Source organism: Synechococcus sp. MIT S1220, assembly GCF_047303025.1.
In the GTDB taxonomy this organism is placed as follows: domain Bacteria; phylum Cyanobacteriota; class Cyanobacteriia; order PCC-6307; family Cyanobiaceae; genus Parasynechococcus.
This window is the reverse complement of sequence record NZ_CP138939.1, coordinates 3076519-3091627: the sequence shown is the minus strand read 5'-3', so window position 1 is coordinate 3091627 and position 15109 is coordinate 3076519. Positions and strand designations below refer to the sequence as shown.

The 15109-nt window shown below is 52.1% G+C and carries 12 protein-coding genes; 10 read left to right on the top strand and 2 right to left on the bottom strand.

Features of this window, described 5'->3' with window-relative positions; translation table 11 throughout:
- The first annotated feature begins 5 nt into the window (after nucleotides 1-5).
- From SIB64_RS15610 to SIB64_RS15600, 3 genes are read left to right on the top strand one after another with little or no spacing between them, the layout of a single operon-like run.
- The gene (locus tag SIB64_RS15610) at nucleotides 6-962 is read left to right on the top strand and encodes a GNAT family N-acyltransferase (RefSeq protein ID WP_413441098.1); all 957 of its coding nucleotides are present in this window, start codon (nucleotides 6-8) and stop codon (nucleotides 960-962) included.
- Nucleotides 937-1278 (top strand): acyl carrier protein, encoded by a 342-nt coding sequence (locus tag SIB64_RS15605; RefSeq protein WP_413441097.1) that lies wholly within the window; start codon nucleotides 937-939, stop codon nucleotides 1276-1278. The genes SIB64_RS15610 and SIB64_RS15605 overlap by 26 nt, the downstream gene beginning before the upstream one ends.
- Nucleotides 1262-2536 (top strand): beta-ketoacyl-[acyl-carrier-protein] synthase family protein, encoded by a 1275-nt coding sequence (locus SIB64_RS15600; protein WP_413441096.1) that lies wholly within the window; start codon nucleotides 1262-1264, stop codon nucleotides 2534-2536. Before SIB64_RS15605 ends, SIB64_RS15600 begins: the two co-directional genes overlap by 17 nt.
- On the opposite strand, the gene SIB64_RS15595 is transcribed toward SIB64_RS15600, so the two are convergent.
- On the bottom strand, nucleotides 2484-4505 hold the full coding sequence (locus SIB64_RS15595) for a 1-acyl-sn-glycerol-3-phosphate acyltransferase (protein WP_413441095.1): 2022 nt from the start codon (nucleotides 4503-4505) through the stop codon (nucleotides 2484-2486). The genes SIB64_RS15600 and SIB64_RS15595 overlap by 53 nt on opposite strands.
- A 42-nt stretch (nucleotides 4506-4547) precedes the next feature.
- A complete protein-coding gene (locus tag SIB64_RS15590) occupies nucleotides 4548-6557 on the bottom strand; it encodes a capsular polysaccharide biosynthesis protein (protein ID WP_413441094.1) in 2010 nt (669 codons plus the stop codon).
- 65 nt (nucleotides 6558-6622) lie between these two features.
- Here SIB64_RS15590 and SIB64_RS15585 point away from each other — a divergent pair, with 65 nt between their 5' ends.
- The 7 genes from SIB64_RS15585 (at nucleotide 6623) to SIB64_RS15555 (ending at nucleotide 15096) form a co-directional block, all read left to right on the top strand.
- A complete protein-coding gene (locus SIB64_RS15585) occupies nucleotides 6623-7306 on the top strand; it encodes a cytidylyltransferase domain-containing protein (protein WP_413441093.1) in 684 nt (227 codons plus the stop codon).
- A gap of 26 nt (nucleotides 7307-7332) precedes the next feature.
- The gene (locus tag SIB64_RS15580; protein ID WP_413441092.1) at nucleotides 7333-8640 is read left to right on the top strand and encodes a DUF6716 putative glycosyltransferase; all 1308 of its coding nucleotides are present in this window, start codon (nucleotides 7333-7335) and stop codon (nucleotides 8638-8640) included.
- Nucleotides 8637-9722 (top strand): DUF6716 putative glycosyltransferase, encoded by a 1086-nt coding sequence (locus SIB64_RS15575; RefSeq protein ID WP_413441091.1) that lies wholly within the window; start codon nucleotides 8637-8639, stop codon nucleotides 9720-9722. The genes SIB64_RS15580 and SIB64_RS15575 overlap by 4 nt, the downstream gene beginning before the upstream one ends.
- Nucleotides 9719-11029, top strand: a complete 1311-nt coding sequence (locus SIB64_RS15570; RefSeq protein ID WP_413441090.1) for a DUF6716 putative glycosyltransferase — start codon at nucleotides 9719-9721, stop codon at nucleotides 11027-11029. The genes SIB64_RS15575 and SIB64_RS15570 overlap by 4 nt, the downstream gene beginning before the upstream one ends.
- Nucleotides 11030-11111: 82 nt before the next feature.
- The gene (locus SIB64_RS15565) at nucleotides 11112-13376 is read left to right on the top strand and encodes an N-acetylneuraminate synthase family protein (protein ID WP_413441088.1); all 2265 of its coding nucleotides are present in this window, start codon (nucleotides 11112-11114) and stop codon (nucleotides 13374-13376) included.
- A gap of 103 nt (nucleotides 13377-13479) precedes the next feature.
- Entirely contained in the window at nucleotides 13480-14253 is a 774-nt protein-coding gene (locus SIB64_RS15560; protein ID WP_413441087.1) for a sulfotransferase family protein, read from the top strand.
- Nucleotides 14254-15096, top strand: a complete 843-nt coding sequence (locus SIB64_RS15555; protein ID WP_413441086.1) for a sulfotransferase domain-containing protein — start codon at nucleotides 14254-14256, stop codon at nucleotides 15094-15096. It begins immediately after the preceding gene.
- Nucleotides 15097-15109: the final 13 nt, after the last annotated feature.

The window sequence follows — 15109 nt, the reverse complement described above, 5'->3', positions numbered from 1 at the left end:
CATCGATGACACTGCCTGGTTCGTCCATCCCCCAAGAGGTGGCTCTGCCGGCTGATGTCATTGCGACCCATCTAGGACCCGGCCGGTTGTTCTCGATTGAAGGCCTCGATCTGTATCTCTTGCCGGGAGATCGATTCGATCCGGTGGCGACAGCTGTAGGACAGTTGCGAGAGTCAACCTACAGAGAGCAGCTCTCCGGTTCCGGGCAAACCACCGATCTGGACGGGAGAGATTCCTCCTACGACCATCTGGTTCTGCTTGAAGCCAGCAGCGGTGTCCTCGCAGGATCCGCCCGACTCCAGTTCACTCCAGAGGGAACATCAGCTGATCTCCTTCCTGATGGAGAAAAGTCTTATCTGGAGCATGTCTACCCCGGCATTAAGGAGAGGCTGACCGGCTGGGGACATCACCTTGAGATCGGCAGAGTTGCCCTGGCTGGCCGATTTCAGAAACAACCGCATTCACTGATGGCGCTGTTTCGTGGAGGCTTGCTCATCGCGGTGCGATCCGGTTACACCACCCTGCATGGGTTGGTCTCCTTCAACCATTTCGCCTATTCGGATGCTGTCAATCAGGCTTTCCTGAGCGCCTTGATGCGTCCCCCTTACAGGCAGAGAGAACCGAAGCTGCCAGCACCCCGTCACCCCGTCGAGGCGATTAAAGGATCGGACCTGCCCCATCCGATCAGCAATGTTCAGGCTTTGGAAGTCAGCATTCGAAACGAACTTTCCGACAGCTTTCGATTACCAGTTTTGCTGCGCCAGTACTTCAACTTGATGGAAGCGCGCGTCTGCAACCTCTCCCTGGCCAGGGATTTCAATCAAATCACCGAAATCCTGATGTCTGCCGATTTGAAACGGCTTCCAGAGGAACGCCTTCGATTCTTTATCGATGTCGAACATCAGCCGATCTACCAGCGATTCAGCTGGTACCGCGGTGACTCTCAAAACGGTCGGCACTGATATTTTGAATCACCGCAATTTCGGAGCAGCTGGATTGAGCGAATCGCTCCCTGAAAAGCAGGAGCTGCAGGGACGACTGACTGAGATCCTGCATCGAATCTCCGGAGCCGATCCTGCCTCCATCACGCCGGAAGCCCGATTGATGGAGGACATCGGTATCGACTCTCTTGGCTTTTATGAAATTTTGATCGAAGCAGATACATCCTTCGGCATTCGTATCAAGGAGGAAGACCTCCTTCAATTCCGTACCGTCGGGGACATTCAGCGTCATCTCGAGTCGCTGGACATCCAGCCCACCCATGCAGAAACCCCCTGAACGCACTGCTGTCATCGGCTGGGGCAGCATCAACCCATTGGGGAAGGATGCGGAAAGCACTTGGAATGCTGTCCTTGCTGAACGCTCGGGCATTCAATCTCTCAACGATGCCTGGGCCGCTGATCTGACAACCCAGATCGCTGGGCGGGTACATGAGCAGGCGCTATCAACGCTTGAACCTCTTCTCCAGCGTCGATCAGACCGCTGTGCTCAGCTTGCCGTACTCGCTGCTCGGCAAGCCTGGTCCATGGCGGCTCCGTTTCGAGTCGGCATTGATCCCAACCGTATTGCCGTCGTCATCGGGACAGGCATCGGTGGCCTGGCGACAATGCATGCGCAACATGAACAGCTCACCGCCGGGGGGCCAACCAGGGTTAATCCGCTCACGGTGCCGATGTTGATTCCAGATGCACCAGCTGGGCAAGTTGCCATTGACCTGGGTCTTAATGGAGGAGCTCATACCCCTGTTTCGGCCTGTGCTTCTGGTGCCGAGGCTCTGATGCTCGCCCAGATGCTGCTGAATGATGATCGAGCCGATCTCGTCTTAGCCGGTGGAGCCGAAGCACCGGTCAATCGACTCGGTCTTGTTGGCTTTTCAGCGATGCGCGCACTGTCGTGCCGGAACGATGCTCCCAAGCAGGCCTCGCGTCCTTACGGCCAGGACAGGGATGGATTTGTGCTCTCCGAGGGAGCAGGTGTGCTGGCGTTAATGCGCAATCCTGATGTCCCTGCCGATGCACCGCTGGGATGGCTCCTTGCCTGCGGCAGCAGCAGTGACGCTCATCACATCGTTGCTCCGGAACCAGAGGGCCGCCAGGCCAGCAGGGCGATTGAAGATGCTCTGCGGCGTGCTGACGTCCAACCCTGCGACATCACCGCCGTGCAAGCCCACGCCACAGGCACCAGTCTTGGTGACCTTGCTGAAGCACGTGCCTTACGACGCAGTCTTGGTAGCGCTGCGGATCAAATTCCAGTTTGCGCGCCGAAAGGTCAACTCGGGCATCTCCTCGGAGGCGCTGGTGCCGTTGAAGCCATCATCGCGTTCCAATCCATGCGAGTAGGGATCACTCCCCGCAGTCTCAATGCCGAGCCATTGGACTCTGAAGTGGAACTCGCCGTTTCTCAATCCGGACCGGTGACCATGGCGACGTCCAATCGGGAACGTCTACTCCTGAAAAACGCCTTCGGCTTCGGCGGTCACAACATCAGCCTTGTTCTGGCAGCTCCCGCCGGTAGAAATCCTGCACAGCACGACTGAAACCATCACGGTCCTGAAGATTCTGCGGCAACTCCAGATCCATTGCCCGCCCGCGACGGCAATGAATGGTGCCCATCGGTGCCGATAGGCGTCGGAAGAGCAATTGCAACGGCTTGTATTGCGGACCGATCGCATCGTCCAGTCCTTCATAGGAAAAAGCCCACGGGACCACCACACCGCCGTAATGCTTCGCCAACATCCATGCACTGGGAGACACCCTCTCCTCAATGGGTGTCACGAGTGAGCCGTTTGGAGCCAGCATCACTTGCCCGTGCTCCCGGAGAAGAGCCGACACACCCATCATTCCCTGCAGCCTTGATTCCGTCCGCCGGTGATCCATGACCGCCTGTCCAGCGTTGCGAGCTGCAGCCGCAAAACCGGGCAGAATCCAACGGAGATGCAACTGGGCCGTAATAAGACTTGGCATCCCGAGCACCCCCTGCACAACAAGTCCATCGCAGGGGCTGCGATGGTTGTAGATGTGGACGAGAGGAACGCCAGTGGGCTCACTGCGTTGGCTGTCGTCGACCACTGTCTGGACACCGAGTGCACGTAGTGCAATGGCGGATGACATCTTCATGAGATGCCCCGCCCAGTCAGAACGCCGTAGGAGAAAGGCAGGCAGCTGCAGGCCGTAGAGAAGAAATCCCAGGCCAGCCCAGCCAAGGCGGGACGCGACCCTGCCGACCAAAATCAGGGGATGGGATAGGGGTTTTGGCTTTGATGGAGACAGCTGCGGGCGGGGTTCCAGCTGTCTGGCTTCCAGACCGATCGGGAAGGTGATCCGGAAAGGGAAATCACCATCAAAGTTTCCATTGACCTGGGTGGTCTTCACCAGGTGGTGGTAGAAGCGATAGAAAAGCGATCGATCACTGGGTTGAGGGTCCAGCCAAAACGTATCCAGAGATTTCTGATCGGTTAGCCCATCCAGGTTGTAGAAAGTTTTTCCCATTGTTTTCGTCGGCACGGCATGAAACAGAGCTTGAAGTCCAACCGTGCTGTTGACAGTGATCACCCCCCGACAGGTTCGAAGAAATCGACTGAGTGCACCATCGTGGAAGTAATGGATACGTCCATGAACGCCATAACGGCGTGCCAGCAAATTGATGAGACTCGCGTAATTGTTGTAGCCCCGATCTCTTGGGTGATGTTTAAAAGCAAGATGATCCGATGCATGGGCATGGCCCGCGAATGAGCGGATGACGTCTTCAATGAAGTCGTGCATTCCTCGATAAGGCGATCCCATCTGGATCTGAGAATCACTGGAGACCTGAAGGACGGTGAGGAAATAAGAGAGGTGCTCGAGCAATCTCTGTTTGAGATCCTTTTCCTGCCACCGGTAGATCCAGTAACGCCAGCTGCCCCTGAGCTGACACCACAAAAAACGAGGTGACGGTTGCAGTTTGTGCTCACCTTCGATGATTGGGTACCGGGTGAAGGCGTGCTGAATAAATGTGGGCGCCTTCCAAGCCTTTCGCCAGCGCCAGCCTGGATCCAGCACGATGTCTTGAGGAAGGGCGTCCACGGGGGGCAGAGCCAGATACTGCTCAACGGGTTGATTGAGGTTGGAACGAGCATTCACCCGCTCACGCTCCAGGGTCACGTAATTCGGACGGATGTATCCCAACTCGAACACCCATGCTTCCACGCCCAGATCACGGGCCTCCTCGATCGCGATTCGATGGGGAATGATGAAATCCCCATACATAAAAATGTGGCGGATCCCCCTCTCTTGGAGAAGTTGCCGAAGAAACGGGCGCCAGGTGTCCATTGAACCGTTGAACGGCACCTTTACGTCATCGGGGAATCCAAATTCCCTCAATGGAAAATTCACTTTGTAGACGGGGATTCCACAGCCGCGCAGATAACGGCTGAATCGGGCAAAAAACAACCCGATCGGTCCCATCAGCAGCAGGACCGGTCCTTCGATGCGCACCTGAACCAACGCCGGTGCCCGTCCCCTGCCCAAACCGTTATCCGCCCAGACGATCTAACGAAATCCTGGCACGTCCTAACGACGTCTCAGTCGCCCCCAGTGGCGAAACACCGCCTGCACCAGGGTGCGACGGACGGGCGGTGATTCCCGCCAAGCAACAAGCTCATCAATGGCTTGTTCAGCTGTCATGAACCAACCACTCTGGCGGCCGACATAGCGCGGATAGTCGATCAGGGCCGCATGGACGAGTGCATCCAGGCTCAGGTTGCGACGTCTCCTGGCCGTCTGCTCACGATCGATGGTGAGTCCCCAGCCCGCATAGAACGGCAGTCCCCAGCAATGCACCTCCACTCCCCGAAGCAGCGCTTCAAAGCCTGCTAAGGACGTGAGCACATGGAGCGCGTCGATTTCAGAAAACATCTGTTGCATCGCCCCTCCGGTGAGCACCTCATCGCAAACCTCCGCGGCACCGTCCTCCCCATCTCCGGCGCGGCACAGGCCTGCCGTGACATCAGGGTGGGGTTTGTAAACCAGGTAGGCATCCGGCTCTGCAACGCGTACGGCTTGCAGCAGGGCAAGATTGGTTTTGATGCCTGGCGCTCCGAATTGGATCGAAGCATCACTCTCCACCTGCCCGACCACCAGCACAACCCGCTGCTGATGCTCCGGTCGCTGCCAGCGGAAGGACGGAAGGTTGTATTTCGTGATCGCTTCCAACACCAAACGCTGGCGCAGCGCGGCGGCACGGGACAGCTGTGCCTCAGTCCAGGATTCTCCCGCCAGAAGGCATTCCAGATCGCTTGGACGTGTGGCGTCGTAATACATCCCGGAGCGATCCACCACCCATGAAATGGGATCAATGAGGTCTGCGCCCAGGCCGACAGATCGCAGAAAGCCATCTTCGACATGCAGTAGTGGAAGTTTGCGAACACGGGCCGATTCCAAAACGGATGGCTGACCGCGACGCCCCCAGATCGCCACTGCCGTGGTGCTCACGCCGGGCTGTCGCCCTGATCGACGGAAGCGCAGATCACTGCCCGCGAGAAACCGGCGCAGATTCCTCTGCTTCCAGGGTGTGAAACCAAAGGCATCCACCCGTTCGGGCGCCTGCTGTTGAAGACGGCGCTGCAATCCGATTGCCTGCATCAGCTCTTCGATCTGACAGGGAGCCCGTCGGTGGGGATCAATGCAACGAACTGACTCAATCAGACAGGCATGCACCAGTGCTTCGAGAGAGGCACCGTTTTTTCGGCGGACAGGAGAAGAAAGCCGATCCTCAGTCAGCCCCCAGCCGGCATAGAACGGCAAGCCAAAGCAACGGACCGGCTTTCCCCAGAGCAGTGCTTCAAAGCCCATCTGTGAGGTGACGGTGTACACCACATCGGCATGCTCCAGCAGTGCCGCAGGATGCAACCCGTCTGCAGAGAGCTGAATCCGCGGGTGGTCAAGCTCACTCGGAAGGAAATGACCGCGTGCTTTGCCCCGAATGACATCAGGGTGCACTTTGACGACGACAAGGTGATGGGGATGCTCGATCAGGGCAGCCTGGAGCATTTGTCGAAAACAACCGGCATCAGCCCCACCCATCGCGATGGAAAGATCGCCTGCTGACTGATCGGCAACCAAGACATAAGGCTGCTGGGGATGCGGTGATTCCCGCACCGGATTGAGCTTGCTCAACCGCTCCCGTCGCCAGAGCGTGCGCACCACTCGCGCCCGGTTCGTCTGGTCTGGTGTGAGTGCTGTCCCAATCCGCTGCTCAATCCGGCTTGGTGCCGTGCAGTCGAAGTGGACGCCGATGTCATCGATCAGCAGGCAGAGGGGGGGGTGGTCTCTCCCCTTCTTGAGAGAGCGCACCAGTCCATCTTCGAGATGCCAGACAGGGATCCGCCAGCGGCAACCCAGCTCCTCGACGCGTCGTGCACTGGGCCGACGTCCCCAGGCCAGGAGTGCGTCAGGACGTTGTTTGTGGCATGCCCTCCGGCCGACAACAAGTTCAGCCGGCGCCAGCAACGCAGCCAGAGTGTGGTGCGCCAGCATTCCTGTCTCAGGAATGCCGAGTCGCGTCCCCTCAAGATCGGTCATCTGATCTGACAGGAGTAGTAGGACTGATCGCATCGCATTCGCGTCGATCCCCGTTCAAGGTTCTGATGCCAAAGCCTGAAGTGACAGCACTGGCCCTGATCCCGGCCCGAGGGGGGTCGAAGGGAATCCCTGGCAAGAACCTGACGGAGGTGGGGGGGATTCCCTTGGTTGCACGCAGCATCCGGGCAGCGCTCAGCAGTGAGATGGTCTCTCGCGTCGTGGTGAGCACAGATGACACAGCCATCGCCTCTGTATCGAAAAATCATGGAGCAGAGGTGGTGATGCGCCCGGTTGCTATTGCGGGCGACACGGCCAGTTCGGAATCGGCTCTTCTGCACGCTCTGGAGAGTCTCGGATCCCAGGGGCCGTTGCCAGCGTTGCTGGCATTCCTCCAGTGCACATCTCCTTTCACAACGGGAGAACAGCTCGACAGGGTTCTCAAAGCGCTCGAGGAGCCTGACTTCAACAGTGCCTTCGCCGTCTCTCCTTGGCATGGATTTCTCTGGAGAGAGGATGGTCTTGGCATCAATCATGACCCGAACCAACCCCGACAGCGACGCCAAGACCTTCAACCTGCTTACCTCGAAACGGGGGCGATCTACGCGATGCGGACGCAAGCCTTTTTGAGTTCTGGCAGTCGGTTCTGCTCACCGTGGCAACCGGTTGTGATCGAGAACAGTGGCCCGGAAATTGACACACCCTCCGATCTGGCTCTTTGCCAAAGCCTCGCCAGGATCAAGCCCAGCTAACTTTGCAAGATTCCGAATCGCAACTGATGGCGGCCGGTGACGAGAAACGCCTCGCTGGCCGAAAAGTTGCTGCAGTCGCCTGCTTTGACTCATTCGCCAAGATGGCGATGACATTGCTGTCGGCCTGCAGGCGTGAAGGCGCCGAAACCACTCTCCATTTGCTCGAGCTGTCCAACAGAGCTCTGTCTCGCCGACAACTTCTGGAAATACGAAGAATCGACAGGCGGGTCAAGATCGAGAAGGGCACTTGGGATCATTTCCGGCATCTTGTTGCCCCGATGGCGGAGTCCGTCGAGATCCTCGTTCTGGGATTGGATGGCCAGCGCAGCCGCGATGCATTGCTGCAGCTGAAAAGTGCTTGGTCCAAAAGGTCAAGCCGGCCTTTGCTGGTTAGCGCCTACCCGGGAATCCTGTTTCGCTTTGCGTTGGAGGGAATGCTCGATCGCTCAGGTGTGGACCTGCTCTGCCTCAACAGCGATACCGACCTGCAGACCTACCAGGATGGATGCCAAGCTCTGGGGAAAAACAGTGGCAACGCCGTGGTGACAGGGCTGCCGATTCTCTGGCGCGTTGAACCCCGCCGCAAAAATCCGGACAAACCCTCGATCGTCTTCTTCGAGCAACCATCGATTCCAGTTCATCCCCTGCAGCGGCGCTTTATCTGCAGGCAACTCAAAGAGTTAGCTCTGTTCAGGCCTGAGCATGCTGTGATCTTTAAACCACGTACATCCAGCATCGAAAGCACCCTTCATCGACGCCATGGGGAAATGGCAGGGGTGATTGGACAGATGTCTGAGAAAATTCCAAACTTGCAACTGAGTTTTAAACCAGCCACCCGTCTGCTCCGCAACTGTGGCTGTGCGATCACAGTGTCTTCGACGGCTGCCCTCGAAGCGATGGCGATGGGAGTGAGCACCAGGATCATTGGTGATCTTGGCGTGACGGAAACCCTGGGAAATCATTTTTTCGCTGGATCCGGAGCTGTTGCTGATTTTGAGGCGATTCGCCTTGACCCTTTCACTCGCAAACATCAACTCAACTGGCTGAAGAGCCATGGCATGGTCTCCGACGGACAGGAACGCTTTATTCAGGCGCTCATTGAGCGCCTGAATAAAGCGATACCGGTCCTTCCAGAGCAAACCCATGGGCCCAGAAGCTGGGGAAGTGATGCCTGGCAGGGGTATGCCCTGCGACACGGTGGACGACGAATGTTGAGCAGCGCTGGAGCGCGTTCAAGCCAGCGCAAGCGACATCGCACCCGTAGTCTGCTGCGCAGAATTCGTGACGGGCTTGTGGGATTCAGCTGGTTCTCGAAAGTGCTCCGTGAGCGATGACGATCGTTCTGATCAGTGGGTCAGCATCAGGAACCTTCGCGTGCCGCATGCTCGCCGATCGTCTTCGGCGAGCAGACCGTCATGCACTGGTGGTCTCCAAGCTGGAAAAAACGACTAACTCCCCCTTCCCAACAGCCTTGATTGAGGCGGATTTACGCCTATCACCAAACGAATTTCTGAACTCTCCGCTACTTGAGAAGATAACAGCACTTGGGGTCTTCTTAGATGGGAATAAGTTTGATGATTTTGTTATCTCTTATCGCAGAATCTGCCGTGAATCCAATTTAGAAGAAGTACCCATTTTTAGTGGTCCGCTTTACCCATTAGTTGGCGATGCTCTGATTCATGATTTGGCAGCACGCCAACGGGCAGACGTTTTACTTGTGCATGGTCAACGTCAGTTGGATGAAGTTGCTGCGATGACATTCAACTGGAGCGATGTGTTCCCCACTGTTATTGCTGCAGGGCTCTGGTTTATGCCTGAGCGACCGGGCATCGGCCAATTAAGCGGACATGGGTTACTCGAAACCACGAAGAGCACGAATACTCTGCTAATGGTCGCACAAAGTGATGTACCAAATACGAAAAGATTGAGGCTTGATCTTTTTCAACGCCTGTGGTCGATATCGACTTCCGCTAGCCCAGAAGACTGGAAAGTGATCATTGCCATGGATCATCAACGCGAAACTCCGACAACTTGGACCACAGACGAACGCATCCAAAAAGGCGATAAACCTGCAAATTTATTCTTTACTTCACAGGAGCGACTCCTGAGTCATATCGCGGAATGTGATGTCTGTGTCACCGTCAGTTCTCCCTGGATTCTCACCGCAATGGCGTGGGGGAAACGCGTCATGCTCATTGGGGATTACGGAATCAAAGGGCCTCTGAGAACAACGCCATTTCTTGGCTCAGGAGCGATGCATAATCTGGAGAATTTCTCTCGATTCAGTAACTTCAACAAATTAACACGGATCAATCAGCATTGGCTTAACAGCATGGGCTGGGCTGTTTTTGATGGGCCAACACGATTAATCAAAGCGCTGGAAAGTCATCAGCCTGCAAATCTCATCAAACCATGAAACTTCTCCTTATCGGTGACAGTGACAGCCAAATTCTTGCTTGCGAAGCATTATGTCGATTCGGCGACAACAGGATCCTGGATATCACGATTAATGCAGTGCCGCGGGAGGGTACACCCCCAATAATTCTGCAAAGGGCAGCAGCGCTCGGAAGATTGTGGCAATTTAATCTTGCACAGATTTATACACACCCAGAGTTATCGACATTTGACGCTGTAGGGGTCTATTTGACTGGTAGTAAAATTGCAGAAATGAAAAGTGCCTTGGAACTTATCTTAGATCCACAGAATCGGCCGTTGTTATTTTGTGGATTCAATGGTGTTGTTCTCGAAAAATTCATCGAGGGAGTGACCTGGAGGCTCGGTTACGACGTGGTCTGTTTGAGTGGACCTCGTGACTTGGAAGCCCTAAGACGGATTACAGCGAAGACTCCGTTTGAAAAACAGAATGTTGCTTTAGTAGGCCTACAAAGAAATAACCTAGATGCAAATACTCCTTATTGCGACCGACGAAAGTGTTTGGTTTTTAGTGAACAAGTTGTGATGCCGAGAAAAGAAACTGATCGCGCAAGAATGTTGAAAATCTTAGCTGATCTTGCAAGACGTTCCCCTGATTGGCAAATTCTGGTCAAACCAAGAATTGCCCCAGATGAAAGAACATTCCATAATTTTAGTTATCACATACAGGACACTTTCTATGGATCTATTGGTCGAATTCCAGACAATATGCTCTTGGATTATCGCCCGCTTCAAGACCTATTGCGTCAGGCAAGAATGATGGGAACTGTCTCCTCCACGGCCTTCTTTGACGCACTTGACTTTGGGTGTCGCCCCATTGTGATGGCTGACTTCGGCATCAATCCCAAGAATGGCAGCCACGTGTTTGCTGGTTCAGGGGTATGGCTCCAGCTTGACAAGATGGAGAGTCTTGACCAACTCGAGGCGGAACGATGGGAGCCCGATCCAAACTGGCTGAACTGGATGGGATACGAGAAGACGTATCAGCCCGACAACCTGATCACTGCTCTGGAGCGTGCGAAGGACAACAGGGTCAATCACACGGTGATGGGGGCTGAGGTCCCTGCTGGATACCTCACCAACTCAGGCTTGAGCTTTATGCAGCTCAGACTCAACGCCGAAAATGCGATCGCCGCAGGGAAACTGAACGACGCTGCCAGCTTCCTTAAAATTGCTTGCCAGATGCGACCAACCCACCGCAATGTCGCTCGAAGGCTTGCTGCGGTGAGCTGCAGGAACAGGATCTTGAGAAACGTCCTGCTGATCGTCTCCAGGAGGAGGATACGGTAATGTCGCAGGGCTAACCAATAGAAGTGCCAGCAGGCGAGTTGTGAAGGGAATTCAGATCGAAAGAAACTTCACTCAGTTCGTCGTGTTCGCTGAGGACAGCATCCTCTCGGCCCTCAGCAAGATCACTGCAAACCAGTCTCGCCTGATTTTTGTGGTCTCAGAGGGGGGGATTCTTCAAGGCGTGCTGACTGATGGTGATTTCAGGCGTTGGATTGCGGACTGTGGTGATATTGATCTGAACAAGCCTGTAACTGCTGCCATGAATCCCGAGTGCCGAAGCGCTCTGGAGGGAACACCAGCTGCTGATCTTGCTGCGTCGCTGACATCAAGAATTATCGCCTTACCGCTGCTTGACAGCCATGGCCGGATCGTTGCGGTAGCACTGCCAGCGACGGATGGCTTACAACTCGGGAATCGAAGAATCGGAGATGGTGAACCTAGTTTTGTGATTGCAGAGATTGGCAATAACCACAACGGGGACATTGATATCGCATTGAAACTGATTGACGCCGCCCATGCGGCCGGTGCTGATTGTGCAAAGTTTCAGATGCGAGATATGAGCAAGCTCTACAGCAATGCAGGAGACAGCAACGATATGGCTTCCGATCTAGGGACCCAATACACCCTCGATCTTTTAGAACGATTTCAGCTAACAGACGACGAATTATTCCGTTGTTTTGATTACTCGGCAGAGAAGGGATTGGTTCCCCTTTGTACTCCTTGGGACGAAGCGAGTTTAGAAAAACTGAACCGTTGGGGGATGGAAGGGTTCAAGGTTGCTTCGGCAGATTTTACAAATCATGCCTTAATCAGCCAACTCGCTGCCACTGGAAAACCGTTGATTTGCTCGACGGGTATGGCAAGTGAGATGGAAATCAAAGCAGGGATTCGCCATCTACAAAGGGAAGGTGCCACGTATGTACTTCTGCACTGCAACTCGACCTATCCAACACCATTCAAAGACGTGAATCTCCGTTATCTGGAGAGGTTGCGGGAACTGGCTGAGTCACCTGTGGGGTATTCGGGCCATGAACGGGGTATCGAAGTGCCTATTGCGGCGGCAGCTCTAGGGGCATCTGTGATCGAGAAACACATCACGCTTGATAAAGGGATGGAAGGCAATGACCACAAAGTGAGTCTTCTCCCTGATGAATTTGCACAAATGATGCAAGGTATTCGTCGAGTTGAAGAATCTATGGGGCAAGGAGGTGAGAGAAGCATCAGTCAGGGCGAAATGATGAATCGTGAAGTGTTGGCCAAAAGTTTGGTAGCGGCCTGCGACATCCCCGTTGGAACTGAAATCAGTGAAGCAATGATTCGCATTCAAAGTCCGGGTCAAGGGCTGCAACCAAATCGCCTGCCTGAGCTGATTGGACGACGGTTGCCGATCGCGAAGCTCCAAGGCGATGTGTTTTTCCCATCAGATCTCCAAACTGAAGCGGCAAAGCCAAGACATTATGAGTTCAAGCAACCGTTTGGATTACCAGTTCGATATCATGATATTAAAGTTTTTTCAGAAGTTAGTAATTTAGATCTTGTAGAAATTCACCTCAGCTACAAGGATTTAGAAGTTAATCTTGACGACGTATTGCAGAAGCATCAAGAGATAGGCCTTGTTATACATGCACCAGAGTTGTTTGCAGGAGATCATACCCTAGACTTGTGCACTGAAGATAGAACGTATCGCGAACACTCAATTAATGAACTACAGCGCGTCATTGATATTTCCAAAGACTTGCGTGGTAGGTTTAATTGCCAAGAACCTGTATTGTTAGTTACAAATGTGGGCGGGTTTTCAGAGCACAGACATCTTGATAGAAAAGAAAGAACTCCATTAAAGGAAAGGTTGATTGAAAGTCTTGCTAAGTTAAATAATTCAGGAGAAGTAGAAATTATCCCTCAAACAATGCCACCGTTCCCATGGCATTTTGGTGGCCAGCGTTTCCATAATCTTTTTGTAGACAGTGAATTTATTTCAGACTTTTGTAGAGAGCAGAATATGCGCGTCTGTTTAGATGTTTCTCATTCAAAGCTTGCTTGCAACCACCAACACTACGCATTCAGGGAGTTCCTCAATCAAATTCTTCCATATACAGCTCATCTGCATCTTGCTGATGCAAAAGATGTAGATGGTGAAGGCTTGCAAATTAATGAAGGAGATATTGATTGGGTTCAATTGTTCGAGCTAATCAATATACATTGCACAAAAGCCTCATTCATTCCTGAAATATGGCAAGGGCATAAGAATGGGGGTGAAGGCGCATGGCTCGCATTAGAACGGCTAGAAGCAAGTGCAAAACCAAGTCAATCAAAACCGACCATTACAAGTCAAAGACAGGCAGCATGACATCACCCATATCAATAAATCAAGAAAGAAGTTTGATGCAAAGCATGAGACATCAAAACGAAATTTTGAGTCAATACTTTAAAATAGATGAGGGCAAATAAAGATGACAAGAACACATCATTTCATTCACTTCAAAAAAATAAAGCTTCTATATGGCCGTGTTCCAAAAGTTGCCAATACATCGATTAAGCATGCTTTGTGTTCACTTTTGACAGAAAAGCCAACTCAAGGCATGAAAACAACATCCGACAAGTTTTGGCGTGATTTCACAAATAACGAAACTGAACTATTAAGCCCGCTTCAGGCGAGAAAATTGCGTAAAACGCATTTTAGTTTTACATTTGTACGTAATCCATTCGACAGACTTGTCGCTGCTTATAACAACAAAGTAATTGAAATTGAAAATCCGCCAAGTCCAATGCAAAAAATGGGGATTCAACATGGAATAAGTTTTGAAGAATTTATTGATATCATTGCTAGCAATAAATCGGAAGATTTTGACGTTCATATTATGCCACAGTCAGAAATATTATGCGCTGGCAATAAGCTTGTCCCTAAATTTGTGGGTCGTATGGAAGAAATAAATCTACACTGGGGTTATCTTAGAAAAAGAATGAACACCTACGATATTAAGGTACGCAAAACACTCCCACACAAAAACTCACGGAGGACTGAAAAGAAAAGTCTTCGTGAATATTTTTATTCCAATAAAATTATCAATAAAGTAGTTAGCGCGTATGGAGATGATTTAAGAATATTTTATCCCGAAGTCTCCATTGACGATCTTATTGAGAACAAACCTTTGAATTCAATCCGGCCACAGCAAATACATCGATATTTAAAACAAGCTAAGTTTAATGAAATCGAAAAATCCTAAATGGATATGCCTTTTTATATTCCAACAAGGCTCGATAGATTAATCGATCAAAGCCTATCAGGGGAGCATGATCATTTGGCAAATCGTCATAAGGAGTATTTGCCAAATTTTATTGTCATCGGTGCTGCTAAATCAGCGACGACCAGTTTAGCTGCTATTTTGAGAAAGCATAGTCAAATACATTTTAGTAGCGCTAAAGAGCCAAAATTCTTTGGAAGAAATTATGTAAGAGGATGGTCATGGTATGCAAGGTTTTTCGAAAGTGGCAAAAATATGCCACTGCGAGGAGAAGCGAGCACGATGTATACATCAGCGAATAGATGCTATCGACACACACCACATCTGATTAAACATCATTTAGGCGACATAAAATTAATTTATTTGGTGCGGAATCCATTACACCGCCTGATCTCTCATTGGAGGCACTACAAAGGGAGACATTCAGACTGCCCTGATTTAGACCAGATTTTGAAATCGCGCCTCCTTAAAAATCATATTTTAGGATCTTCATTGTATTTTCATCAGTTAAAGCGCTATCGAGATGTCTTCCCTAGCGAGATGATTTATTGTTTAACTTATGAGGAATTAACAAATAGTCCCAAAAAGACACTGTTGAATCTTTTTGAATTTTTAGAGATTAGGAAGGAAATCAGGAGGGTTTTACGACAGGGTAAGTTGCCAAAACGAAATATTGCCGGTTCGAAAGGAAGAGAATTAGTCGACAGACCAACACTGAAACCTCATTTAAAGATGAAAATCTTGGAAATCATCAAACCTGATGCAGAACAGATGCTGAGCTACATGGGTTCCCCACTCGATACGTGGGACTTCGCCAATGATTAGCAACTCACCGATC

Coding starts and splice junctions, on each gene's coding strand:
- SIB64_RS15610 (WP_413441098.1), top strand. CDS start 6: ATGACACTGCCTGGTTCGTCCATCCCCCAAGAGGTGGCTCTGCCGGCT.
- SIB64_RS15600 (WP_413441096.1), top strand. CDS start 1,262: ATGCAGAAACCCCCTGAACGCACTGCTGTCATCGGCTGGGGCAGCATC.
- SIB64_RS15590 (WP_413441094.1), bottom strand. CDS start 6,557: ATGACCGATCTTGAGGGGACGCGACTCGGCATTCCTGAGACAGGAATG.
- SIB64_RS15585 (WP_413441093.1), top strand. CDS start 6,623: ATGCCAAAGCCTGAAGTGACAGCACTGGCCCTGATCCCGGCCCGAGGG.
- SIB64_RS15580 (WP_413441092.1), top strand. CDS start 7,333: ATGGCGGCCGGTGACGAGAAACGCCTCGCTGGCCGAAAAGTTGCTGCA.
- SIB64_RS15575 (WP_413441091.1), top strand. CDS start 8,637: ATGACGATCGTTCTGATCAGTGGGTCAGCATCAGGAACCTTCGCGTGC.
- SIB64_RS15570 (WP_413441090.1), top strand. CDS start 9,719: ATGAAACTTCTCCTTATCGGTGACAGTGACAGCCAAATTCTTGCTTGC.
- SIB64_RS15560 (WP_413441087.1), top strand. CDS start 13,480: ATGACAAGAACACATCATTTCATTCACTTCAAAAAAATAAAGCTTCTA.
- SIB64_RS15555 (WP_413441086.1), top strand. CDS start 14,254: ATGGATATGCCTTTTTATATTCCAACAAGGCTCGATAGATTAATCGAT.